General features: G+C 70.7%; 19 protein-coding genes. 9 read left to right on the top strand and 10 right to left on the bottom strand.

The window, feature by feature from the left end; genetic code table 11:
• Positions 1-19 precede the first annotated feature (19 nt).
• Both HCN51_RS22185 and HCN51_RS22180 read right to left on the bottom strand, forming a co-directional pair.
• The gene (locus HCN51_RS22185; protein WP_240973117.1) at positions 20-1,354 is read right to left on the bottom strand and encodes a PI-PLC domain-containing protein; all 1,335 of its coding nucleotides are present in this window, start codon (positions 1,352-1,354) and stop codon (positions 20-22) included.
• A 298-nt stretch (positions 1,355-1,652) separates the two neighbouring features.
• Complete coding sequence (locus HCN51_RS22180; protein WP_168011408.1) at positions 1,653-2,216, bottom strand: NUDIX hydrolase; 564 nt, start codon at positions 2,214-2,216, stop codon at positions 1,653-1,655.
• Positions 2,217-2,360: 144 nt separating this feature from the next.
• On the opposite strand from HCN51_RS22180, the gene HCN51_RS22175 reads away from it, so the two are divergent.
• Positions 2,361-2,735, top strand: coding sequence for a hypothetical protein (locus tag HCN51_RS22175; RefSeq protein WP_168011407.1), 375 nt, complete (start codon positions 2,361-2,363; stop codon positions 2,733-2,735).
• 30 nt (positions 2,736-2,765) lie between these two features.
• Here HCN51_RS22175 and HCN51_RS22170 read toward each other — a convergent pair whose 3' ends face one another.
• Entirely contained in the window at positions 2,766-3,386 is a 621-nt protein-coding gene (locus HCN51_RS22170; protein WP_346433742.1) for a TetR/AcrR family transcriptional regulator, read from the bottom strand.
• Between the two features lie 135 nt (positions 3,387-3,521).
• Between HCN51_RS22170 and HCN51_RS22165 the strand changes: the two genes are divergently transcribed.
• Positions 3,522-3,896 carry a nitroreductase/quinone reductase family protein gene (locus HCN51_RS22165; RefSeq protein WP_168011405.1) on the top strand — a complete coding sequence of 125 codons (375 nt, stop codon included), beginning with the start codon at positions 3,522-3,524 and terminating at the stop codon, positions 3,894-3,896.
• A 188-nt stretch (positions 3,897-4,084) separates the two neighbouring features.
• Here the strand turns inward: HCN51_RS22165 and HCN51_RS22160 are convergent, their stop codons facing one another.
• Positions 4,085-5,266 carry an acetyl-CoA C-acetyltransferase gene (locus HCN51_RS22160; RefSeq protein ID WP_168011404.1) on the bottom strand — a complete coding sequence of 394 codons (1,182 nt, stop codon included), beginning with the start codon at positions 5,264-5,266 and terminating at the stop codon, positions 4,085-4,087.
• 86 nt (positions 5,267-5,352) lie between these two features.
• On the opposite strand from HCN51_RS22160, the gene mce reads away from it, so the two are divergent.
• From mce to HCN51_RS22145, 3 genes are all read left to right on the top strand, one after another.
• A complete protein-coding gene (gene mce / locus HCN51_RS22155) occupies positions 5,353-5,778 on the top strand; it encodes a methylmalonyl-CoA epimerase (RefSeq protein ID WP_168011403.1) in 426 nt (141 codons plus the stop codon).
• A gap of 200 nt (positions 5,779-5,978) precedes the next feature.
• Positions 5,979-7,271: a DivIVA domain-containing protein gene (locus tag HCN51_RS22150; protein ID WP_080042482.1), complete on the top strand. Its 1,293-nt coding sequence runs from the start codon at positions 5,979-5,981 to the stop codon at positions 7,269-7,271.
• Between the two features lie 137 nt (positions 7,272-7,408).
• Positions 7,409-8,629: an AI-2E family transporter gene (locus HCN51_RS22145; RefSeq protein WP_428981546.1), complete on the top strand. Its 1,221-nt coding sequence runs from the start codon at positions 7,409-7,411 to the stop codon at positions 8,627-8,629.
• Between the two features lies 1 nt (position 8,630).
• Here HCN51_RS22145 and HCN51_RS22140 read toward each other — a convergent pair whose 3' ends face one another.
• Positions 8,631-9,416: an alpha/beta fold hydrolase gene (locus HCN51_RS22140; RefSeq protein ID WP_168011401.1), complete on the bottom strand. Its 786-nt coding sequence runs from the start codon at positions 9,414-9,416 to the stop codon at positions 8,631-8,633.
• A gap of 176 nt (positions 9,417-9,592) precedes the next feature.
• Here HCN51_RS22140 and HCN51_RS22135 point away from each other — a divergent pair, with 176 nt between their 5' ends.
• Positions 9,593-10,066 (top strand): CAP domain-containing protein, encoded by a 474-nt coding sequence (locus HCN51_RS22135; RefSeq protein WP_168011400.1) that lies wholly within the window; start codon positions 9,593-9,595, stop codon positions 10,064-10,066.
• Here HCN51_RS22135 and HCN51_RS22130 read toward each other — a convergent pair whose 3' ends face one another.
• The 5 genes from HCN51_RS22130 to HCN51_RS22110 form a co-directional block, all read right to left on the bottom strand.
• Positions 10,067-10,825, bottom strand: a complete 759-nt coding sequence (locus HCN51_RS22130) for a glucose 1-dehydrogenase (RefSeq protein WP_168011399.1) — start codon at positions 10,823-10,825, stop codon at positions 10,067-10,069.
• Between the two features lie 115 nt (positions 10,826-10,940).
• A complete protein-coding gene (locus HCN51_RS61445) occupies positions 10,941-17,174 on the bottom strand; it encodes an RHS repeat domain-containing protein (RefSeq protein WP_168011398.1) in 6,234 nt (2,077 codons plus the stop codon).
• Between the two features lie 31 nt (positions 17,175-17,205).
• Complete coding sequence (locus tag HCN51_RS22120; protein WP_346433741.1) at positions 17,206-20,421, bottom strand: LamG-like jellyroll fold domain-containing protein; 3,216 nt, start codon at positions 20,419-20,421, stop codon at positions 17,206-17,208.
• A gap of 239 nt (positions 20,422-20,660) precedes the next feature.
• Positions 20,661-21,365 (bottom strand): alpha/beta fold hydrolase, encoded by a 705-nt coding sequence (locus HCN51_RS22115; protein WP_168011397.1) that lies wholly within the window; start codon positions 21,363-21,365, stop codon positions 20,661-20,663.
• Positions 21,366-21,377: 12 nt separating this feature from the next.
• A complete protein-coding gene (locus HCN51_RS22110) occupies positions 21,378-21,668 on the bottom strand; it encodes an ATP/GTP-binding protein (RefSeq protein ID WP_080042489.1) in 291 nt (96 codons plus the stop codon).
• Positions 21,669-21,760: 92 nt separating this feature from the next.
• On the opposite strand from HCN51_RS22110, the gene nucS reads away from it, so the two are divergent.
• The 3 genes from nucS to HCN51_RS22095 all read left to right on the top strand — a co-directional run bounded on the left by nucS (position 21,761) and on the right by HCN51_RS22095 (position 24,382).
• Entirely contained in the window at positions 21,761-22,423 is a 663-nt protein-coding gene (gene nucS / locus HCN51_RS22105; protein WP_080042490.1) for an endonuclease NucS, read from the top strand.
• A gap of 103 nt (positions 22,424-22,526) precedes the next feature.
• Positions 22,527-23,828: a carotenoid oxygenase family protein gene (locus HCN51_RS22100; RefSeq protein ID WP_168011396.1), complete on the top strand. Its 1,302-nt coding sequence runs from the start codon at positions 22,527-22,529 to the stop codon at positions 23,826-23,828.
• Positions 23,829-23,833: 5 nt separating this feature from the next.
• Positions 23,834-24,382 (top strand): GNAT family N-acetyltransferase, encoded by a 549-nt coding sequence (locus HCN51_RS22095; RefSeq protein WP_168011395.1) that lies wholly within the window; start codon positions 23,834-23,836, stop codon positions 24,380-24,382.
• Positions 24,383-24,403: the final 21 nt, after the last annotated feature.

Genomic DNA, 24,403 nt, shown 5'->3' with positions numbered 1-24,403 from the left:
GAGCAACGGTGCGTAACCTTCACTCCACCGCACCGGACTCCGTGAGGAGGTCCCGGTACCAGCCGTCGAACGGCCGGTCGGTCGCCGGATAGCTGGCCAGGGGGTCGGTGGCGTCGGCCGCCGAGTCGAAGCCCCAGGCCCGCGCGAGCTTGCCCGCCTGCCGGGCCGCCGTGACGAACGCCTTCTCGCCCGCCGGCGCCGCGTAGAACAGCGCGTCCTGCTGCAGCTCCGCGCTGTCCCCCTTCTGGAACTCGTCGAAGGCGACCTGCGGATAGCGCACGCGCTCCCCCGCGACCCTGTCGGTGTCGACCCGCAGCGTCTGCCCCGGCGTCGGGCCGTCCGCGCCGGTCCACACGCGGACACGGGACGTGCCGCTGGCCGAGGCGGCCTTGTCGAAGCGGGGGTCGGCGGTCTTGGCGTTGCCGCTCCACGTGACCGCCATGGCACCCGCGTCGAGGACGCCGCTCCACTCCCAGTTCTGGCTGGAGCTCTGGCTGCGGTGGATCTCGCGCAACCGCGTGCCCGCCGGATCCGTGAACCTGATCGTCGGCAGGACCCCGTCGTCGTACTTGCGGCTGGCCGACCAGGTGATCTCGCCATTGGCGCTCAGCCGGCCCACCCGGTACCAGAGGGTGGTCGCGCTCTGGGACTGGTGGACCTCGACCAGGTCGCCGTTGTCGTTCAGCGCGACGGCGGGGGTGACGCCGCTGTCGTACCGGCCGTGCCGCAGCCACGTGATGCGGCCGTCGGAGCCGTACCTGCCGGTCCAGTACCACAGGTCGCCCCCGCCGGACCCGTGCACCTCCACGACCTGCCCGCGCCCGTTGATCGCCACCGCCGGGTCGTAGCCGGTGTCCCGCTTGTACGCGGCCCGCGTCCCGCCGTGCCCGGAGATCACCGCGAGCACGCGCCCGCGCAACGCGTCCACGGACGGCGCGCCCGCCGTCGCCGGGTACTCCTCCGCCCGGTAGAGCCGCGCGCCGAACACGGAGGTCAGCTCGTCGTTGAGCGCGGCCAGGTTGCCGGCGGCGTAGGAGGTGTTGTCGGTCAGATCGTCCTTGAGGTCGAGCGCGACGACGATCGGCGCGGCGTCAGGATGCCGCTCGGACCAGGAGTCGACGACGCCGAGCCAGTCCCGCAGGAGGTTCGAGGCCGGGTTCCCCGCGTGGTCCACCTCGTCACCCGGGGAGTCGTGGCCGACGGCGTAGTCGCGGGAGGTGGCGTAGCCGTTGTCGTGGATGTCGAGTTCGACGAAGCGAACACCCTGGTCGAGCTGGGAGGCGATCGAGCTCCGCGCACCACCGAGGTTGCCCGAGTAGCTGTTGTGCGTGGCGCGGAAGATCGCCGAGGTCAACGGCCCGTCCGCGGTTGCTGCTCTTGCTTCTGCTGTTTCGGCTGTGGCGGCCCTCCCACCCGTCAATAAGGTGGAGGCGGCGACGATCATCACGGCGGAAACCACTCCGAGGCGAGACACTCCCTGATCTTCATCCAGGCAGCCCCCGCCGACAACACCATCACCCCGAATTCGCGCCCCGGTCGCCCTCCTTTCACGGCGGCGTGGCCGATCTCTTGACGGGGCTCATCTCACGGCGGCGCCGCCGATTTCCTGACGGGGCTCATCTCACGGCGGCGCCGCCGATTTCTTGATGGGCTCATCTCATGGTGGCGACCCGTTCCGACAGCCGCGCCGTCTGCAGATCCGCCACCTCACGCCAGGCGAACGCGGCCACCTCCTCCATCTGCAGCCGCACCCGCCCCAGACCGCTCCCCCAGCACACGAACCGGAAATCGGCATGCAGATGCGCCGGCTCCCCCTTCACGGCGTCGGCCACGATCTCATGCACGTCCACGTCCACGGGGATGTCCACATGATTGGTGTCGTACGGAGGTGAGCGCCGTACCTGATGCCCCGGGATGCCGGTCTCCTCCTCCAGCTCCCGCAGCGCCGCCCCGTACAGACTGTCGTCCTCGGGCTCGAGATGCCCGCCCGGCAGCAACCACCGGTTATGCGTCCGGTGATGGACCATCAGTACCCGCCCCGCGTCGTTCAGCACGGCGGCGCTCACGGTCACGTGCAGCGGCGTCGTCGTCCGCGCGGCCAGATCCTGCCCACCGGCCAGCGCCTCGACGAGGTGAGCGACCTCGGGAGCGCTGGCGGGGTGGACGTCGAGATAGCGGGCCAGCAGGCCACCGATCTCCTCACGGGTGACGGTCATGCCCCCCATGCAAGTGGCCAGGACACCCCACCGCAATCGACTGCCCGAAACACCCCGTTATCCGAGGTGTCGTACGGCTCCACCGGCGATACGTTTCCCTCCATTCACATTGTGGCGGGCGTACCGAGAGCCGATGATGCCCGTATGCGCAAGCGGATGCTGGTGTGGGGTGGGGCCGTGGTCGCGGCGGTGGCGTTGGCGGCGCTGATCGTCTACTTCGTACGGGTCGGTCTCGACAACGCCGACAAGCTGGCCAGCGTCATCGGCCTCTTCGTCGCGGTCGCCGGGCTGGCGGTCGCGGTCTACGGTCTCCGCAGTCAGCCCCAGCAGCCGGACGACGCGGCCAAGCCCGGCACGTCGGCGTCGGCGTCGGGGACGAGGTCGGTGGCGATCGGCGGCGACAATTCGGGCGTCATCTCCACAGGCGACGGCGCCACCAACATCCAGATGCGGGCCGAGGCGTCCGGCCAGGGGCGCATCTACCAGGCCGGCGGCGACCAGACGATCAACGAGAAGTGACCGCCGCGCCGCTGCGACCATGACCACGGGTCAGGTGGCGGTCCGGCGTGCTTCGAGCGCGTCGAGGATCAGGTCCAGGCCGTAGCCGAACTCGCTGGCGTAGTCGTAGCCCGGCCGCATGGCGTGTTCGACGATCATCTCAGTGAGGTACGGCAACTCGCCCGCGGGCAGGCTCCGCAGGATGTCGCCGGACACTTCCGCCACGTCCTGCGGTGTCGTCAGTGGCAGGTTCGCCTCTTGGAGGACGTACCCGCCGATGTAGGCGTCGATGAGCGAGACGGCGTGCGCGGCCATCGGCAGCGTGAACCCCGCCTTCCTGAGCACGCCGAGCACGGCGTCGTGGTGACGCAGCGTCGCCATGCCGGGGTTGCGGCGCGAGTCCAGGAGACCGAGCGCCCAGCTGTGCCGCGCCAGCACCGCACGCGCGGAGTTGGCGCGCGCCCGGATCGCGTCGCGCCAGTCGTCCCATCCGTCGCCGGGCAGCTCGATCGCCGCGAACACCATGTCGACGACGCCGTCGAGGATGGCGTCCTTGTTCGGCACGTGGTGGTAGAGCGACATCGCCTCCACCCCCAGCTCCGCCGCGACCTTGCGCATCGTGATCGCCTCCACGCCCCCGCGGTCCGCGACCCGGATGGCGGCTTCGAGCACGGCGGCCCTGCTGAGCGGTTGTTGCGGCGACGGCGACACTACGGCTCCGGAGCACGAAGGGGTTGACAGCCTTACGAGCGTAAGTCAGCCTTACACCTGTAAGCCACCTTACGAGCGTAAGAGAAGGAGCTCGCGATGCCGATGCCGAAATGGTGGGGGCACGTGAACAAGCGAGTGTTCAACCCGCGCGCGATCGCCGGCGGGAAATGGCCGGTGCTCATCCACGTCGGCCGCGTCTCCGGCACGACGTACCACACGCCTCTGGACGCGCATCCGGTCGCGGGCGGGTATCTGTTCGTGCTGGTGTACGGGTCAGGGTCGGACTGGGTGCGGAACGTCATGGCGGCCGACGGGGCCCGGCTCAGGGTCGAAGGGAAGGAGGTGGAGCTCACGGCTCCGCGACTGATCGGGAGGGACGAGGCCTTCGGGGCCATGCCGGAAGGGGTGGCTCGGCCGCCCAGGGTGCTGCGGATCAGTGAGTTCTTGCGGATGGATGTGGTTGAGGGGTGAGGGTGGGGGCCCTGGGTGCGCCTGCTTCGCGCGACGCGCCGTCAGCCCTGATGGAACGGCTCACGCGAAGCCCCGTGTCGGGAGGCCCCGTGTCGCGAAGCGCCCCCTGCGAGGAGCGCAACCGGCGTAGCCCCGCTGTCGGGGCGGGCTCCCAACGGCCAACCCGGTGAACGGGATTGGGGCGGGCGTCAGGGGACGGTGATGAGGAGGGCGTCGCCTTGGCCGCCGCCCCCGCACAGCCCGGCCGCGCCCAGCCCGCCGCCGCGCCGCTTCAGCTCGTGAGCCAAGGTCAGCACGATCCGCGCCCCGGAGGCCCCGATGGGGTGGCCGAGGGCGATGCCGCCGCCGTTGACGTTGACCTTGTCGAGGGGGACGCCGAGTTCTTTGGCGGATTGGAGGACGACGCTGGCGAACGCTTCGTTGATCTCGATGAGGTCGAGGTCGGCGGCGGTGACGCCCTGCTTGGCCATGGCGTGTTTGATGGCGTTGGCGGGCTGGGACTGGAGGGAGGCGTCGGGGCCGGCGACGTTGCCGTGGCGGCCGATCTCGGCGAGCCAGGGCAGGCCGAGTTGTTCGGCCTTGGTCTTGGACATGACGACGACGGCGCAGGCGCCGTCGGAGATCTGGGAGGCGGAGCCGGCGGTGATGGTGCCGTCGGCGGCGAAGGCGGGGCGGAGCTTGGCGAGGGTCTCGACGGTGGTGTCGCCGCGTACGCCTTCGTCTTCCTTGACGATGAGGGGTTCGCCGCGTCGCTGCGGGATTTCGACGGGCACGATCTCGTCTTCGAAGATGCCGTTCTTGGTGGCGGCGGCGGCGAGTTGGTGGGAGCGGGCGGACAGGGCGTCCTGCTCTTCGCGGCCGATGCCGAGGCGGGTGTTGTGGCGTTCGGTGGATTCGCCCATGGCGCACTGGTCGAACGCGCAGAACAGGCCGTCGTGGGCCATGGAGTCGACGACCTGGGAGCCGCCGTATTTGACGCCTTTGCGCAGGCCGGGCAGCAGGTGGGGGGCGTTGGTCATGGATTCCATGCCACCGGCGACGACGATGTCGAATTCGCCGGCCCTGATGAGCTGGTCGGCCAGGGCGATGGCGTCGAGGCCGGACAGGCACACCTTGTTGATGGTGATGGAGGGGACGGTCATGGGGATGCCGGCGTTGACGGCGGCCTGCCGGGAGGGGATCTGGCCGGCGCCGGCCTGGAGGACCTGGCCCATGATCACGTATTCGACGGCTTCGGGCGCGACTCCGGCCCGTTCGAGGGCGGCCTTGATCGCGATGCCGCCGAGCTCGACGGCCTGGAGGCCGGACAGGGAGCCGAGGAGCTTGCCGATGGGGGTACGAGCTCCGGCGACGATGACGGAACTGGACATGACAACGGCCTCCTGTGCTCGCGCGTCCGGTCTTTTGACACGATACCCACGAGTACGCCGTCGCTCGCCATGGAGGTAGGCCACACATGTTCATGCGGATCGACCACATCGGCATCGCTTGCCGCGACCTGGAGGAGAAGATCGAGCTCTTCTCGTCGCTGTTCGAGCTGGAGGTCGTGGCGAGGGAGGTCAACGAGGAGCAGGGCGTCAAGGAGGCGATGTTGCACGTCGCCGACGGCGAGGGTGGGGGCTCCTACATTCAGCTGCTGGAGCCGCTCTCGGAGGACTCGCCTGTGGGAAAATTCATCGCGAAGCGGGGCGAGGGCGTCCATCATGTGGCGTTCGGGGTGCCCGACGTCGAGGGGGCCATGGCCACGATCGGCGGGAAGGGCGTGCGACTGCTGGACGAGCGGCCCCGTCACGGGTCCATGGGGTCGCGGATCGCGTTCCTGCACCCGAAGGATGTGGGTGGGATGCTGACCGAGCTGGTTGAAGCGGCCAAGCAGCAATAAACCCGCACAAAACGTAAATAAGGTTCATATGTAACTAGTCACGCAGAAAGATGGACGGGGCTTCGCAGGTGGCACCAGCGGAGTACGCTTGACCTTCCACCGGACATGGGGCCTGCCGAGAGGCCAGGCTCCTGGTACGGATGCCCCGAACCCCCCGTCCGGCCCGTGTAGCCGTCTCGACAACCCAGGATCGAGCCTCCATGCAGTCCGACATCGACGCCCAGCTCAACAACTTCTTCGAGGACGCCCCCGCACGCGAGTTCGACGTGGTGCTCCGGGGTTACGACCGGCACCAGGTCCACGATCACCTCAAGCAGCTCGACGGGGAGCTACGTCAGGCCCGCGAGCAGGTTGCCAGCCTCCAGCGCGAGCTGTCCGACTCCCAGCGCCAGCTCCAGGAGCAGGAGCGGCCCACCTACTCCGGCCTCGGCGCCCGCATCGAGCAGCTCCTGCGCCTGGCCGAGGAGCAGGCGACCGAGCTCGTGCAGGCCGCCAGGTCCGAGGCCAACGAGATCAAGGCCGCCGCCAAGGTCGAGGCCGCCGACGTGCGGGCCGCCGCCGAGGCCGAGGCCGCCGAGAAGCGCGCGCAGGCCGCTCGCGAGAGCGACGAGATGCGTACGACCGCCGAGCGCGAGGCCGAGGACATCCGCTCGACCGCGCGCCGCGAGGCCGACGAGCTGACCAACACCACCGAGCGGGAGGCCGCCAAGCTGCGCGCCACCGCCGACCACGAGGTGGCGGAGAAGCGGGCCGACGCCGAGCGGGAGATCGCCAAGCTGCGCACCACGACCGAGCGCGAGGTGGCGCAGCTGCGCGCCTCGACCAAGCGTGAACGTGACGAGGTGCTGACCACCGCCAAGCGGCAGGCCGACGAGATGCGCGCGCAGGCGCAGCGGGTGCTGGAGGAGTCGGAGGCCAAGCGGGCCCAGGACGAAGCGGAGTTCGAGATCCAGCTCGCCTCCCGCCGCGAGGAGGCCGAGCGCCAGGAGGCCGAGCGCCACGCCACCGCGCAGGCCGCCACGCAGAAGCTGGTCGCCGAGGCCGAGCAGCGCGCCGCCACCGCCGAGTCGCGGGCCACGAAGGCCACGCAGCAGGCCGAGCAGACCCGCCGCGAGGCCGATCTGCACGCCAAGCAGCTCGTCGCGAACGCCCGCAAGAGCGCCGAGACCATCGTGTCCGAGGCCAAGAGCAGCGCCGAGACGATCGTCACCGAGGCGAAGAACGAGGCCGAGCGCACCCGTTCGGCGATGCAGCGCCAGGTCGACGAGCTGACCCGCCAGCGTGACAGCATCACCAGCCACCTGGCCCAGCTCCGTCAGCTCCTCGGCGGCGCCGCCCTGCCGGGCATGGACCCTGAGCCCGCGGTCACCGCGGCTCCGCCGAAGCCCGCGCTCGCCGCGCCCGCGGCCGAGCCGCCCGCTCCGGCCACGACCCCCGCTCCGAAGGTGGAGGTCAAGAAGGCCGACGACGACGCGGAGTGGTGGCAGGAGTAACGCCGGTTGATCGCAGACGGGGCTGAATGACGGCTGGGGAGAGCCTGGCGGCCGCAGGGTCGCTAGGCTCTCTCTTTGCCGTCGGACGTGTACGAAGTGACACGAGTCCGTCATGCTGTGTCGCCGATCCCCCTGGAGTGTCCCCTTTGTCCGCAGACGTCGAGCCGGCGCCCGAGCAGGAAGAAGCCCGCCGCAAGGAGCCCGAGCCTCGGGCCGAGCAGGCCGGCAAGCCCGAGGGCGAGCAGGCCGACAGGCCCCAGGGCGAGCAGGCCGGCAAGCCGCAGACCGAGCAGGCCGGCAAGCCGCAGGCCGAGCCGTACGGGCTGCCCGGCAAGCCGCTGGCCCGCGGCCCCTTCCTGTTCGGCCTGGTCGGCGGCCTGGGGGTGCTGACGGCGATCGCGCTGGCCCAGATGATCGTGGCCTCGCTGAGCACGATCATCCTGATCGTCGTGGCGATGTTCCTGGCCGTGGGCCTGAACCCGGCCGTGGAGGCCCTGCAGCGGCGCGGTCTGGCCAGGCGGGGCGCGATCTCGATCGTGTTCGCCGGGGTCATCGTGGCGTTCGCGTTGTTCGGGCTGGCGATCGTGCCGCCGGTCAGCAAGCAGCTCACCGAGTTCATCGACGCGGTGCCGGGTTACATCACGGAGCTGAGCAACCATCCGACGCTGCGCCAGCTCGACCAGGACTACCAGATCCTGCCGCAGCTGCGGACGTTCGTGACGAGCACGCTGGGCCCGTCGCTGGCGACCGGCATCATGGGCGCGGGTCTGGTGGTGCTGAACGGCGTGTTCACCACGGTGACGCTGCTGGTGCTCATGCTGTACTTCCTCGGCTCGCTGCACACGATCAAGGACTACCTGCTCAAGCTCGTCCCGGCCTCGCGCCGGACGCGGACGCGCGCGATCTCGGAGGAGATCCTTTCCGGCATCGGCGGGTACGTGGCCGGCAACGTGCTCATCTCGGTCATCGCGGGCGTGGTGACGTGGATCTTCCTGTCGATCGCCGGAGTGCAGTACGCCCTCGCGCTCTCCCTGGTGGTGGCGCTGACGGACCTGATCCCGCTGGTGGGCGCGACGATCGGCGCGGTGCTGGTGACGGCGGTGGCGCTGCTCGACTCGTGGCCGGCCGGCATCGCGTGCGCCATCTTCTTCCTGGCCTACCAGCAGGTGGAGAACTACTTCATCTATCCCAGGGTGATGAAGCACTCCGTGAACGTGACGCCGGCGGTGACGGTGATCGCCGCGCTGTTCGGCGGCGCGCTGCTCGGCATCGTCGGCGCCCTGCTGGCCATCCCGGTGGCCGCGGCGATCTCGCTGATCATCCGCGAGCTGGTGCTACCTAGACAAGATCGCGTCTGAGCTAGCGCCGCATCCCGCCGAACTCCGCCTTCAGGAACTCGATCACGGCCGCGTTGAACGCCTCCGGCTGCTCGACCGCGCTGAGATGCCCGGCCCTGGGGATGATCTCGACCTTGCCGATCGGCGCGGCCTGGGCCATGGCGTCGGCGTCGGCGGCCGGCGTCAGCTCGTCCTCCTCCCCCACGATGATGAGCAGCGGCACCTTGAGCGCGTTCAGCGTCTCGAACGACTCGGACCGGGCGGCCATGGCACGCTGCGCCCAGGCCACGGCCTTGGGCGGCGCCGACTGCACCAGCCCCTTGACCCGGCCGAACACCATGGCCCGCCGCTCCCTGGTGGTCCGCCCGATGAGCGCCGGCAGCACGTCGCTGACCAGCACGTCGTTGCCGCCGGACAGGACGGCCTGCGCGATGCGTTCCCTGTTGTCGCGCGCCTGGGGCGGGTCGGCGGCGGCCTTGGTGTCGGCCAGGATCACTCCGAGCACGCGGTCGGGGTGCCGCCGGCAGAACGCCATGGTCACGTAGCCGCCCATCGACAGCCCGCCGACGACCGCCCGGTCGATGCCCTCCTCGTCGAGCAGCCTGGCGACGTCGTCGGCCATGAGGTCGAGCGAGGGCTCGTCCTCGCCCAGCCGCGACCCGCCGAAGCCGCGCAGGTCAGGGGTGATGACCCGGCAGACCTTGGCCAGCCCTTCCCGCTGGGCCAGCCACATGGCCGACGAGAGCGGGAACGCGTGAAGCAGGACAACCGGGATCCCGGTCCCGGCAGATCTCGTGTAGAGCTGCACGGACCACACGGTAACCCGGTTCACGGCGACAATCACTCAATGGCCCATGCCGATCGTTCCTGACTGTGCCGACAAAAGCCATACACAACCATTATTCGCCATAAATCTGACATTGCCCGTCGAATAATTCACGCGCACAATCCAGGCAGAGCGACATTCACCCCGAGGTGACAGGCATGACAGGTCCCACAGATATGGCGGGCACCCGTCCCGCGCTCCCCGACGCCACCAACGCCGACTTCCTCCTCCAGGCGCTGCGCGAGACGAACCTGCGCCGCGAGCGCCACCACGCCCCACCCCTGACCATGGACGCGCTGCTGGTCGACTACGCCAAGACCAGGGCCGCCGCGCACTCGCGGGGGCAGGCGGGCGAGGTGCGGGCCGGCACCGGCGAGAGCGTGTTCAGGAGCGTGGGGCCCGGCATGGGCGAGGCCGCCGACGCGGTGGCCGCCTGGTACGCCGAGCCGTACGACTGGGACGACCCCCACCCCTCCGGCTTCAGCCGGCTCCTCTGGAAGGGCTGCAAGGCGATGGGCGCCGCCCGCGTCGCCGGTCAGGGCCGTGACGACGACGAGACGTTCATCGTCTTCGTCTTCGAGCCGCCCGGCGACGTGCCGGGCGAGTTCGAGGAGAACGTGCTGAGGGCCTGATCAGATCGCGGTCGCGCCGCCGTCGACGAACAGCACCTGCCCCGTCATGTACGCCGACGCCGCGCTCGCGAGGAACACGGCCGGCTGCGCCATCTCCGCCACGGTCCCCCACCGCCGCATCGGCACGCTGGCCACCGTCGCGGCGCCCGACGTCTCGTTCTCCCAGAGGTTGCGGTTGAGGTCGGTGGCCGTCCAGCCGGGGCACAGGGCGTTGACCCGCACGCCGGAGCCCGCCCACTCGACGGCCAGCGTCTTGGTGAGCGCCACCAGCCCCGCCTTGGCGGCGGCGTAGGGGGCGAGCAGAGGCGCGCCGAGCGCGGCCACGGACGCCACGTTGATGACGACCCCGTCGCCCCGGCCGAGCAGGTGCGGGGCGACGGCGTGGCAGACGGCCATGGCGGAGTCGAGGTTGAGCCGCATCAGCTTGTCCCAGCCGGACAGCCGCAGGTCCTTGAACTCGACGAGGAAGTTCGACCCGCCGGCGTTGTTGACGACGATGTCGAGGTGCCCGAGCCCGTCGATGGCGGCGGCCACGGCGCAGGCGGCGGCCTCGCGGTCGGTCAGGTCGGCGGGGATGACGACGGCGCGCCGGCCCAGGGCCTCGATCTCCGTGGCCACCTCGGCCAGCGTCTCGGCGGAGCGGGAGACGAGCGCCACGTCGGCGCCGGCCTCGGCGTAGGCGAGCGCGATGCCCCGGCCGATGCCCTTCGACGCCCCGGTGACCAGAGCCTGCTTACCGCCGAGATCGAACGCGCCCACGCCGCCTCCTCCGTAGCCAGAAACCGAACAAGATTCTATGGACATCTCCCCACGAAGCGCCACCGGCGCGGGACCACGAAGGTCCCGCGCCGGTGGGTCGAACGTGCGGACAGGCTCAGCCGAGCCCGCCGAGGAGGGTGTCGAAGAAGTCGGCGATGTCGTCGCCGAGCTTCCCGCCCCGCATCCCCAGGTGCGCCACGGCTCCCCGCTTGGTGTTGACCTCCATCTCGATCTTCTCGGGCTTGAAGATCTGCTTCTCGGCCTGTCCGCTGCCGCCGCCCCGCGGCAGGTTCGACGGCGGCCGGCCCTGCGGGTACATCCGGCCGTTGCCGTACACGGTGTACGACTGGGTCGGCTGCACGCTGCCGTCGTTGCGGTAGACCTGACTCGGCCTCGGACGTGCCGGCTGCCTGGTCGCCTTCGGCGGTGACTGCCGCTGCACCGAGCGGTGGCTGGTCGGCCGGCTCGCCGGGCGCGAGCGCGCCTGCTGGATGCCCCTGGGCAGGTGGCCGTTGCGGCGGTTGTACCGCTGCCTGTTCAGCACCCGCTTCTTGGCCGCCGCCGCCTGGCGCGCCTTCTTCGCGGCCTCCCGGCGGGCGGCCGCCGCCGCGCGGCGCTTGGCGGCCGCCTCGCGGGCCCGGTCCGCCGCCTCGCGCGCCCGTTTCCTGGCCGCGGCCAGCCGCTTGCGCTTGGCCTCGGCCGCGGCCCGCTTCTTGGCCGCCTCCCTGGCCCGCTTCTTGGCCTCTTCCCTGGCCCGCTTCTTGGCCTCCTCCAGCGCCTTCTTCCTGGCGATTTCCCTGGCCCTGCGGATGGCGGCCTGCCGCGCGGCCCGCTGCGCCGCCTTCTTGGCGAGGTAGCGGGCGCCGACCCGGACGCCGATGGCCACCACGACCCACACCCACTGCCCGTCGGGGTCGCTCATGGCGACGGGACTGTTGTTGGCGTAGGCGTAGGCGTTGAGCTGCTGCGGATCGACGTCGTCGATGATCGGGTCGACCGACAGGAACCGGCCGAGCTTGGGGTCGTACTCGCGGGCGCCCAGGTGGACGAGCCCGGTCGTCGCGTCCTTCGTGCCGCCCACGAACCCGCGCTGCCCCGGCCACCACGGCGGTGGCGACCCGCGGTCCTCGCCGAACGGCGTGGTCCTGCGCACCGCCAGGTCGCCGGTGCCGGCGTTCACCGCGGCCTGCGCGGTGCCCTGGTGGTCACTGGCCAGGAAGAAGACCTGGTTGTCCGGGGTGCGCACCGCGATGGGCTCGTCGTTGATCGTGTAGTAGCGGGTCTGCTCGACGGTGTCCTTGGCGTAGTCGAGACGCAGCTCCATGTCGTCGATGTAGAGGGTGGCGTCGGTGGGCGTCTTGCGGATCAGCCGGTCGCCCTCCGCGTCGTAGACGAACGACGTGGTCTTGCCCGCCTCCGTCACCGACTCCAGGTTGCCCTCGGCGTCCCACACCAGGGTCTGGTCCGAGGTGCCGACCTTGCGCCGGGTCGTGTTGCCCGCCGCGTCGTACTCGAACAGGTCCTGCCCCACGCTCTGCAGCGCGTGCGGCTGCTTGCCGCCCGGCTCGGGGTAGGTGTAGTCGCGCACCGTCTGGCCCGCGCTGCCGAACGCGTGCTTCGTCTCCTTGATCCGGTTACCGGTGGCGTCGTAGGCGTAGCTGACCGCGTAAGGCGCCACGCCGCCGATCTTGTCGGACTGCGGGGTGCCACTGGCGCAGTCGTCCGTCGCCGTCCACGCCGAGGTCAGCCGGCGCAGATGGTCGTAGGTGAAGCACTGCGTGTCCTGGCTCGCCCTGTCGGCGATCTTGGTGATGTTGCCGATGGCGTCATAGGTGTAGTTGACGTCCATGTCGGTCTTGCTCGTGCCCTCGCGGTCCAGCCGCATGCTGGTCAGCCTGCGCGTGGACTCGTCGTGGGTGTAGGTGAGCCAGGTCTTCTTCCCGTTGTCGCCCAGCTCGTACTGCAGGGTCTCGCCGAGCTTGGAGTAGCGGGTCGCGCTCACGTACGCCGACAGGCCGGTGACCTTCGTCGGCTGGTTCAGCTCGTCGTAGGTGTAGACGACCTGCTCCTCGGCCAGCCCGCCGCCGGCCGGGAAGCTGATCGACTGCACCTGGCCGTCGACCGTGTAGCGGGTGTTGAGCTGGTAGGAGCCGGCCAGCTTGCCCTCCCGCTCCGGGATCGTGACGGTCTCGCGCAGCGGGCGGTAGTCGACGTCGATGTTGTTGATCTCCGCCTTGTACGCCTGCCCGTCCACGTACCGGATGCTGGCGTTCATGTGGCCCTTGGCCAGGGCGTCGTACTTCCACTCGGCCAGCAGCGGCCCGGTCGCGGAGCCCTCGCGCATCTCCGTCTTGCGGCCCAGCGTGTCGTAGCCGTACCAGAGGGTCCGGCCGCGCGAGTCCGTCGTCGTGACGATCTCGTCGGCGTCGTTGTACGTCATCGTCGTGACGCCCTTGTCCGGGTCCTCGGTCTTGATCTCCCGGCCGCGGAAGTCGTAGTGGTGGCGCCACACGTTCCCGGCCGAGTCGGTCACCGTGGACAGGCGGCCGGCGGCGTCGTAGGTGTACTTGGTGGACTCGTACTCGCCGGTCGGGGTCGCCCCCTTGTACTGGCGCAGCTCGACCAGCCGGTCCTCGGCGTCACCGATGCGGGTCGTCGCGGTGCCGCCCGGCGGCGGCGTCACGTGCACCCGGTCGCCCTCGTCCTTGGCGGTGACCCGGTACTTCTCCACGCCCTTCGCCTTGAGCACCTGGGCGTTGACGTCGCCCACGCCGTCGAAGGTGGAGACCACCTGGTTCGGCACGTCGGCGTCGGCGACCGCGAGCAGGTCGGTGGACGGCGCGCCGGTGGCGAAGTAGCCGGTGTTCTGCTTGTACTCCTCCCCTTGCGAGTTGTAGAAGGTGTCGGTGATCGTGCGGCCGTCCCGCAGGGCCGGGTCCTGCGTCTGGTCGTCCTTCGGCGCGGGCTCCTGCGTCTGGCGCTCGCGCATCAGGCCGTCGTACAGCTCGTGGCTCTCGGTGTAGCCGCCGTCGGCGCGCAGCGTCCTCGTGGTGACGACGCTCGGGCCGTCGGCCCGCATCGTGTAGGAGTACTCGGTGCTGGGCGACTGGCCGCCCGCCTTGCTGCGGTCCGGCTGCCACACCTTGATCAGCCGGCCGACCGCGTCGTACTCCATGTCGGTGCGGCGGTTGTTGGTGTCGAGCTCGGCGACGGGCTCGCCCCACGCCGGCTCCAGGAACGTGCGATCGACGTGGCCGAGCTGGTTCGTCTCCTTGATCTCGGTCGCCAGCGCGCCCGTGGCCGGGGTGTAGGTGGTCACGGACTTGCCGCCGACCGTGTCGGTCTCGCTCGTCTCGCGGCCGTAGACGTCGTACGTGTGCGTGGTGTCGGTGATCGTCGTGCCGTCGGCGCTGACGACCTGCTGCACCGTGGTCACGTCGCCCTTGCTCGGCGCCTGCCCGTACGCCTTGCCGTCGTACTGGACCTTCTCGTCGGAGATCACCTCTCCGGCGGCCAGCGTGGAGACGGACGCGGAGCAGGGCGCGGCCACCTTCTGGACGCGGCTGGTGTAGTCGAGCATCCAGCTCGTGTCGTTGCGGGCGTAGGTGTAGCGGGTGCACCGGTCGTCGTCGGTGCTGGCCAGATCGCCCTTCTCCTCGACCTGGGTGAGCAGGCCCTTGGTGTCGTACGAGCGCTCCTCGCCGGTGCGCCGCCACTTGCCGCCGGGCAGCGCGGTGCGCGTCGCCATGGACGCGGCCTCGACCACGTAGGCGGCCTTGGTGACGCCGCCCTGCGTGGACTCGGCGGTCTTCACCGACCACGGCGTCTCGACGGTGGCCTTCAGCAGGGCGCCGCCGTCGCCGTCGTACAGGATCTCCTCGCGCTCGAAGCCGGAGTACTGGTCGAGGTCGTCCACCTTCACGCCCTCGGTGTCCTCCACCTGGACGCTGCGCTTGGTGCCGTCGGCCTGCTTGTCGCCGTGCATGCCGCGGAAGTAGCGGAACTCCGTCAGCGTGCGCTTGGTGTCCTGCCCGTCGCCCTCGCGCACCCGGACCCGGCCGAACCCGCGGAAGTCCGACCACGTGCGGTGCTCGGGCTTGACGAGGATGTTGTCGGCGTAGCGCCAGGCGGCGCCGCCCAGGTACTCGTAGCTGGTGACGACGGCGGGCGAGGCCGCGACGCGGTCCACCTCGACCGTCTGCTCCACCACGTACTTGTGGAACCAGTCGGTGACCTCGCCCTCATTGGGCGGGGCCCAGCGCTGCGGGAAGCACAGCTTGGTGTTCTTGTCGGCGGCGGGCAGCGCGCCGGCCTGGCACTCCGCGGCCTTGTAGTTGACCCGCAGCTCGCCGCCGGTGCCGTTGTCGACGGCCTGGACCCGCCACTTGACCAGTGGCGCCCGGCCCTCGGTCGCGTCCACCCGGTTGGGCAGCTGCACGCCCTTGAACGTGGTCTTCGGCAGCGTGATCGTGCCGCCCACGTGGCCGGTCTGCTGGATGGAGGCCAGCCACAGGGACGGGCTCAGCCCGTCACCGGTGGCGGGGAACTGGTGGGTCAGCGCCCACGAGTCCACCGCGTAGTACTGCCCGGACGCGTTGAGCACCTGCGTGGTGACCTTGGTCAGCCGCTTGCGGGTGAAGAACGTCGGCGTGAGCCGGTCGGTGCACTTCACGCCGGAATCGCAGATCTGGTCGAACGGCACGTCCGGCCAGTGGCTGGCGGTCTCCTTCTTCAGCTCGGCCGGCGCGCACGTGACCGTGCCGCTCGGCAGGCAGCGCTCGGCCACCTCGAAGGTCACCCGCGCCGCCGGGTTCTTGGTGAACAGCTCGGTGCTCAGGTAGCCGTAGTCGATGCGGTTGAGGTAGGCGTGCCGGTCGTACACCGTGCCCAGCTCGGGCTTGGAGTTGCGGCCGTAGTAGTTCTTCTCCTGCGTGTACCAGTAGGTGATCGCGTTGCCGTGCGTGTCCACGGCGTAGTCGAGGTTCCACCGGTACGCCTGCTGGCACCAGGCGTTGGCCGGGGTGCTGTTGTAGCAGGGCTCGCCGCTGTTGTTGCCGAACACCGGCACCGTCTGCACCGACTTCGTCTCGGCCTTGCCGCTCACCCAGCCGGGCAGCCGGTTCAGTCCGAAGGTGTACTGGGTGCCGTCGGCGCTGGTGACCCGCCAGTACTCGCCGTTGTTGTCCCCGTTCGTGGCGCCGGTCAGCGCCTCGATCCTGGTGCCGTCGTCGCGCTTCGGCCGCCACTGCTTGGTCGTGGCGTCCTTGATCAGCTCGATCGACGAGCCGGCCAGCGACAGCACCGCGTTGTCCTGGTCCCAGCACAGGTCGCCGGTCTTCTTGCCGTCGATCATGCAGGACTTGTAGCGGCGCTCGATGTAGCCGCCGGGGCTGAGCTCGAAGCCCTCACCGGCCCACGACGCCTGGTTGTTGGTGGCGGCGGTGCGGCCGTCCACGCTCTGTGAGGAGTAGTCGAGCGACAGCTCCGGCTCGTCGCCGCCCAGCGCGGGCGGCGTGCGCAGGTCGTAGCTCCAGGAGAAGTCGCCGGTCTGGGTGCCCACGCTCCAGTCGGACGAGGCCGCCAGCGAGGTGGCCGAGTGGTCACCGGACTGGCCCGAGGGGGCCGCGGCCAGCGCGTACACGGCGCCGGTCTCGACCGCGGCGGTCAGCGTGCCCGCCTTGGGGTCGTTCGTGCTCTTGACCGGCTCCGGCTGCGGGCAGCTCGCCGTCGCGGTGGCCGACTTGAGCGCGCACTCCTGCAGCTTGACCATGCCGAGGCGGGCGCCGTAGTCGCCGCCGTAGGCGTAGCGGAAACCGGAGTAGTCGATCTTCAGCTCGGTCTTCCTGCCGCCCGCCTTGGCGGCCACCGCCACGCCCTGGCCCGGCGACACCCGCATCGCCAGGCCGAGCCGGTCGGTGTCGAGCAGCTCCACCGACACCGGGTCGCTGCCCTCATCGGCCGCCACCCGCACCGGGAACCCGGCCACGGACTTGGACTTGGCCAGCTCCGCCTTCTGCGGCTTCGGCCAGGTCACACCCGGCGGCGCCTTCCATGCCTGCTTCTGCACCGGGTCGGCCGACGGCGGCTGCACCGGCACGCTCGTGCCCTTGACCGGGGTCTCCTTCTGCACCGCCGGGGCCGAGCGGGGCTCGGCCGCCGCGGGCACGGCGTTGACCAGGGGGAGCACGAGGACCATCGAGAGGGTGGCCGCGAGGCGGCGCGGCCAGGGGGACTCGGGCCTGACCTCCTCCCGGAAACGGTTCCAGGAGGAGTCAGGAAGGTCGGGTTCGGGGTCGTGAGTGCGGATCCAACGGGATTCGGGCAGGTCTAACTCATCCTGCGGGTCCATCTACCTCTCCCAGCGGGGTGCGGAACGGGATTTACTGGGCAGCTAGCTGGGCGATCTGCTCGGCGCTCAGCACGCCGTCGTACGTGCGGACGTCATCCACGGTCCCCGGCCAGTAGCCGGTGAAGACGCCCGCGGCCTTCGTCCGGCCCAGTTGCAGCGGGCCGGTCGCGTTCCAGGTGCTCAGGTGGGGTGTGACGGTGGTGGCCGACAGCCGGCCGTTGATGTAGACGCGCAGCTCGCCGGCCAGCGCGTCGTACACGCCGGCGACGTGCGTCCACTCCAGCGGGTTCGGGATGGCGTCGGAGCGGGTCCGTACGAGGGCGGCGGTGTCGGTGTCGGCGGCGGACATGCCGAGCGTCCACCTGCCCTGCTCCTTGTCGAAGCCGAGCTGGAACCCGGCGGCCCGCCCGCCGGGCTGCGCCACCGCCGCGGTGTCACGGGCAGGCAGGTAGTCGAGCTGCGTCCAGGCGGCCACGGTGAAGCCGGACCTGGTGTTGACGGCGGGGCCGCTCGTCTGGGCGAAGCCGTTCACGCCGTCCAGCGCGAGCGCCCCGTCCAGCCAGCCGGGCGTCCAGGAGGCGGCTCCGGAGAGCGTCGCGGCGCTCGACCGGCCCGAGGAGTCGGCCGCCGACGTGCCGGACTCCTCGTCCAGCATCCAGTGGCCCACCAGCGTGGCAGCGCTGTTGACCAGATCGGCGACCTCGTCGGCGAACATCGCGCGGCCGTAGGCGCGCACCTCGTCGACGTCCCCGGTCCAGGGGTCCGAAGCCGCCCCGCCAGCCTTTCCGCGGCCGATCGTCAGGGGGCCCGTGGCGTTCCATGGTGCGGTGACGGTGGCGGTGCCCTCCTGCCTGCCGTTCACGTAGAGCGTGATCTGGCGGGTCGCCGAGTCGTAGACGCCGGCCAGGTGGGTCCACTCGTTCAGGCGCGGCGCGGCGGCCGACAGGGCGCGCACGACGGGCGCGCCGTCGGTGTCCGAGCCGGTCAGGCTCAGCGCCCACCGGTCGTCGGCCTTCGAGTACTGCAGGGCGAACGCGCCCGTCCGGCCGCCCTCCTGGGTGACGGCGGTGGCCGAGGCGGCGGTGCCGGTCAGGCGGGCCCAGGCGGTGACGGTGAAGTTGCGGCTGGTGTCGATGACGGGGCCGCCGGTCTGGGCGTAGGAGCCGGCCAGCTTGAGCGCGGAGCCGGTCTTGCCGGTCGTCCACGTGGCGCCGCTGAGCGTGGCCGGGTGCGCGCCGGCGGCGTCGGCGGCCGTGGTGCCCTGGCCCTCGTCCATCGGCCAGTGGCCGCTGGCCGGTTTGCCGGAGTTGATGTTGAAGACGTAGGTCCTGATCGGGCCGAGCTGGCCCGCGCGGTCCTTGCTGCGCACGGACAGCAGGTTCGGGCCGTCGTGGCGCGGGGTCAGCGCGATCGTGGCCGTGCCGTCCTGGCCGGGGGCGACCTCCGTCTTCGGCGTGGAGTCCAGGCCCCACAGGTACGCGGCCACGTCGGTGACGCCGTTCGGGCCGAAGGAGAACGTGCCGGGCAGGCCGACGCCGTCGCTCCAGCCGTTCTCGGTGAACTGCGGCGAGGAGACCTCCGGCTCCCTGCCGGGCGCGGTCGCGTCCACGGTGGCCTCGCACCAGGGGCTCCACGCGCTGGTGGCCTTGCCGTCCTCGGCCCGGACCCGCCAGCGGATCAGCGCGCCGTCGGCGTACAGGGTCTGCGGGATCGTGGCGGAGAAGGCGGTGCCGGTGGAGCCGAGCGGGGTGACGTACTCGCCGGTCTTGACGCCCGCGGCGTTGTACCACTCGAAGCGGCCCTTGACCGAGTTGTCGGTGTCCTTCAGCTTGGCCCACAGCTTGGGCGTGGCGGAGCTGATGATCGGGCGGCCGTCACCGGAGACGCACGGGCCGCCCGGGTCCGACCACACGTCGGCGGCCACCGGGGTGGACGGCACCGAGTTGTACTCGATGACCAGGCTCGGGTTGTTCTTGAACTTCTTCCACGCGTAGACGTCGGTCTCGCTGGTGGCTCTCAGGCCGATGGTGACGTTGGCCCAGCTCTTGGCGGCGGCGTTGACGACCTGCGGCGTGACGTCGAACTCGACGCCGCCGGGCAGGCAGCTCGCGCCCCAGCCCTTGGCCACGTTCTTGGTGTCGAGCAGCGTCACCCAGGAGGGCTGGTTGTTCCAGGTGGTGGACTTGCTGATGGAGTTGGTGGCCCACGCCTCGACCTTGCGGGCGCTGCACGAGTACGACCACGTCTCGTACGTGCGCAGCGTCGCCTTGATGATCTGCTTGCCGTGGATGGTCGAGCCGGTGTTCATCTGGAAGAACGAGCGGTTCTTCTGCGACTCGACGTGGCCGACCCGGGCGACGTCGCTGGAGTTGAGGTAGTTGGAGTTGGGCCAGTTGCTCCAGACGGCGGTCCACGCGTTGCGGGCGGCCGAGAAGTACGGGTCGAGGTAGACGGGGAACTCGGTCTTCGCGTCCGTCAGCATCTTCCTGTCGGGCTTGAGTCGCAGCTGCCTGCCCTTGAGCTGCACGCCCATGGTGGCCTCGCGGGCCTCGGGCGAGCGGCCCTCCTTGAGCGCCTTCGGGCTCGTGATGCCCTCGGAGTCCCACATCTTCGGGGTGGGGGCGACGAACAGCGTGCCGCCGTTGTCGTCGGTGGCCTCCAGGTTGCCCGCCTGGTCGGCCTCCAGCTTCACCCCCTGGGCCGAGAGCGGGTAGGTCAGCTCGGTCAGGCTCTCGGCGGCGGCCCGCGACTTGACGACGAGCAGGTGCGAGAAGCCGTCCACGTCGGCGGTGACCTGGAGGTCCACGCCGGGCATGACCTCGGCGTAGGTGGCGGTGTCGCCGCTCAGCGTGGGCTTGGGCAGCGGGCCGGTCCAGCCGAGCTCCATCGACTTGCCGCCGCGCGAGAGGCGGGCCAGCGGGGCGTCGCCGCCGCCGGAGAACGCGAGCCCGACCGCGGCGGCCACCGGCTCCACCGCGCCGTCGGGGCGCAGGCGCAGCGTGGTGTCCACGGGGACCCACCGGCCTTCCTTGCGCACCCGGATGGGCCGGACGTTCAGCTCCATCTTGAGGGTGCCGTCGGGCTGGGCGAAGACCGTGCGGGTCTCGCTGCGCATCGACTCCACCTCGACCGGTTGCCCGGCCTCACGGGCGGCGGCGACCGCGGCCCGCTCCTGGATCGGCCGCTGTTCCTGGATCAGCCCCTGTTTCTGGATCGGCCCCTGTTCCGGCTCCGTCTGAGCGGACACCGATTGGGGGACTGTCAAAGCTGTGATAGATAACGCTGCCGCGACCAGTCCATGCACTACCCGCATACGTGCCTCGCCCATGCCGAGCAGGGATTACGCTCGGGACGGAGGCCGCCCGGCGCGTCTCCACGATCTTCGATTGACGATCGGATTCTCACCTCCGCCCCGGCACGCGTCCATAGTTCTGGTCATTCTGCTCAAAGATTTCTTCATGACCGCACTATGAGCGGAAGTTTCCGTCAGACCTCCGTCGGGAGCGGCCAGGCGGCCGGATTGACCCGCTTGACGATCTCGTTCAGCACGATCCGCACGTACGGCTCGCCCACCCACAGATGCTTGGCGCCCTCGACCCCGATGACCTCCGCCTGCGGCACCCTGGCGAACCGGGCACGGGCCTCCTCAGGGCGCAGGTAGTCGTCGAACTCCGGCACCAGCACCGTCAGCGGCCGGCCGAACTCCGCCCACGCGTCGAGGTCGGCGTCGGTGGCCCTGTGCAGCGGCGGCGACAGCAGGATCGCACCCTCCACCAGCGGGTCGTGCGCCCACTTCAGCGTCAGCTCGGTGCCGAACGACCAGCCGACCACCCACACGCGGGGCAGGTCGTGGTACTCGGCGTACTCCAGCGCGGCGGCCACGTCGTACCGCTCGCCCTCGCCGCCGTCGAACGCCCCCTGCGAGGTGCCGCGCTCGGAGGAGGTGCCGCGGGTGTTGAAGCGCAGCACGGCCAGGTCGGCCAGCGCGGGCAGCCGGTTGGCGGCCTTCTTGTAGACGTGGCTGTCCATGAACCCGCCGTGGGTCGGCAGCGGGTGCAGCGTCACCAGCGTCGCGACGGGCGGCCGGTCGGCGGGCTGGGCCAGCTCGCCGACCAGGGTCAGGCCGTCGGCCGTGTGCAGCTCGATCGGCTCCCGCCGGGCGGGCAGCACCGTGGCCGCGCGAATCTCCACCGATAGGTCCCTTCAGTAGCGGGTGCGGCCCGGGCCGCGGTCGAGTCTCTTACGCCAGCAGGTCTGGTGCCAGTGGCGGCGCTCCTCGTCGCCCCCCGGCCAGTTGGGCCAGGCCACGAGGTGCGGCTGCCCGCTGCGGATCTCCTGGTCGCAGCCGGGGCACCGGTAGTTCTTCGTGGAGGAGGCGCCGGTGAGCATGCGCACCTTCCACTCCCCGTCGGGCCACTCCTCCACCTTGTCGAGGCCGGTCGGGAAGCCGAAAGGGCGGGAGGACTCCCTGCGGCGGGCACGGCGAGGGCTCATCGGCGACAGAGCCCGCTCGTGCTCGTACCTGCCACACTCACCCTTGGGAACGCCATGCGTCCAGTTTTCCAGAGGCACTAAGGTGGACGGTCATGCGGCTGGTCATCGCGCGATGCAGCGTGGATTACGTTGGACGGCTCACGGCTCACCTGCCGATGGCGCCGAGGCTCGTCCTGATCAAGGCGGACGGCAGCGTGAGCATTCACGCCGACGACCGTGCCTTCAAGCCGCTCAACTGGATGAATCCGCCGTGCAAGCTCAAGGAGGACGGCGAGACCTGGACGGTCACCCACGGCAAGACCGGCGAGAAGCTGGTCCTGACCATGGCGGAGATCCTCCACGACTCCAGTCACGAGCTGGGGGTCGACCCCGGGCTGATCAAGGACGGCGTCGAGGCCCACCTCCAGGAGCTGCTCGCCGAGCACATCACGACGCTGGGCGAGGGCTACTCGCTGATCCGGCGCGAGTACATGACGGCGATCGGCCCCGTCGACATCCTGTGCCGCGACTCCAAGGGCGCGACGGTGGCGGTGGAGATCAAGCGGCGCGGTGAGATCGACGGCGTCGAGCAGCTCACGCGTTACCTGGAGCTGCTCAACCGCGACCCGCTGCTGTCGCCCGTGCGCGGCGTCTTCGCCGCCCAGGAGATCAAGCCGCAGGCCCGGGTGCTGGCCACCGACCGCGGCATCGACTGCGTGACGCTCGACTACGACGCCCTGCGCGGCATCGAGCCGGAGAACCCCACCCTCTTCTAGCCGCCTCCCCTGGGCGAGGCGGCCCTTCTCACGCTCCGACATTCCTATATTGACAGGTCGCTGCTGGACGTTTTACGTTCGACCTATCAATATTGGAGGATCGATGGCACAGCCCTACTACCTCAGCGGCACCCTGGCCCCCGTCCCCGACGAGATCGACGCCCACGACCTGGCCGTCACCGGCGAGCTGCCCGCCGAGCTCACCGGCCGCTACTTCCGCAACGGCCCCAACCCCCGCCACGGCGAGGATCCCGGCCACTGGTTCACCGGCCACGGGATGCTGCACGGCGTGCGCCTGCGCGACGGCCGCGCCGAGTGGTACCGCAACCGGTGGGTGCGCACGAAGAAGTTCACCGACGACGCCCCGTTCGTCGGAGAGAGCGGCGTCGACCTGGCCGCCGTCACCGCCAACACGCACGTCGTCCGGCACTCCGGCCGCATCCTGGCGCTGGTCGAGAACGGCTTCCCGTACGAGGTGACGCCCGAGCTCGACACCGTCGGCCCGGTCGACTTCGGCGGCCGGCTCACCACCGCGATGACCGCCCACCCCAAGGAGGACCCGGTCACCGGCGAGCTGCACTTCTTCGGCTACGGCTTCTTCCCGCCCTACCTCACCTACCACCGGCTCTCGGCGGCCGGCGAGCTGGTGGAGAGCAGGCGGATCGACGTGCCTGGCTCGACGATGATGCACGACTTCGCCGTCACCGAGCACCACCTTCTCTGGCTCGACCTGCCCATGGTGTTCCGCCTGGAGCGCGGCGGCATGCCGTACGCGTGGGAGGACGACTACGGCGCCAGGATCGGCGTGACGCCCAGGGCGGGCGGCCCCACCCGCTGGTTCGAGGTGGACCCCTGCTACGTCTTCCACGTCGGCAACGCCTGGGAGGACGCTGACGGGCGCATCGTCCTCAACGCGGCCCGGTACACCCGCGACCGCTTCACGGCGCTCTGGGGCCGCATCGGCGGCGCCGAGGACCCCGCCGTGTCCGCCGCCGCGTCGGGGGCCGCGGCGCTGCACCGGTGGACGCTCGACCCGGCGAGCGGCGCGGTGAAGGAGGAGGCGCTGGACGACCGCGGGGTGGAGTTCCCCACGTTCAACGAGAGCCTGCTCGGGCGGCGCAGCCGCTACCTCTACACGGTGGCCGGCGACGGCGTGGTCAAGTACGACCAGCGCGACGGCGACTCGCAGGTCAGGAGGACCGGGGGCGACACGGGCGAGGCCGTGTTCGTGCCGGCCGAGGGGGCGACCGGCGAGGACGACGGGTGGCTGCTGTCCGTGGTGACCAGGGGCGACGCCTCGGAGCTGCTGGTGCTGGACGCCCGCGACCTGTCGGACGTGGCCTCGGTGCGGCTGCCGCGCCGCGTGCCGGCCGGCTTCCACGGGTCCTGGCTGGGCGAGGAGTGAGCGGGATGCTGATCCGAGCGGCCCGGTGGGAGGACGAGGCGGAGGCGATCGGCGACGCGCTGGCCAGGGCGTTCCACGACGATCCGGTGATCAGGTGGCTGCTGCCGGATCCTGAGGGCACCGCCGCCATGTTCGTCGCGCTGGCCCGGCACATGCACGCCGTCACCGACGTCGCCGGCGACGTCTCCGGGGTGGCGGTGTGGGATCCGCCCGGTCACCGGCCCGACGAGGAGGCCGGGATCCCGGGCCTGGTCGCCGCGATGGGGGACCGGGTGACGTACGGGATGACGCTTGAGGAGACGATGGCCCGCCACCGGCCCGAGCAGCCGCACTGGTACCTGGCGCAGCTCGGCACGGTGCCCGAGCTGCGGGGCACGGGCGTCGGCGGCGCGCTGCTGCGCGCGGGGCTGGCCCGCTGCGACGGGCCCGTCTACCTGGAGAGCAGCAAGGAGTCGAACGTCCCCTTCTACGAGAAGCACGGCTTCCGCGTCACCGAGCGCTTCACGCTGCCCGGCGGGCCGCCGGTCTGGGGGATGTGGCGACCTGCCCCCTGATCCTGGTAAGTGACGCCTTAC

The organism is Nonomuraea composti (assembly GCF_012034275.1).
Lineage (GTDB): Bacteria > Actinomycetota > Actinomycetes > Streptosporangiales > Streptosporangiaceae > Nonomuraea > Nonomuraea composti.
Note: the sequence above shows the minus strand (reverse complement) of the source record. Positions and strands in the feature narration are given on the sequence as shown.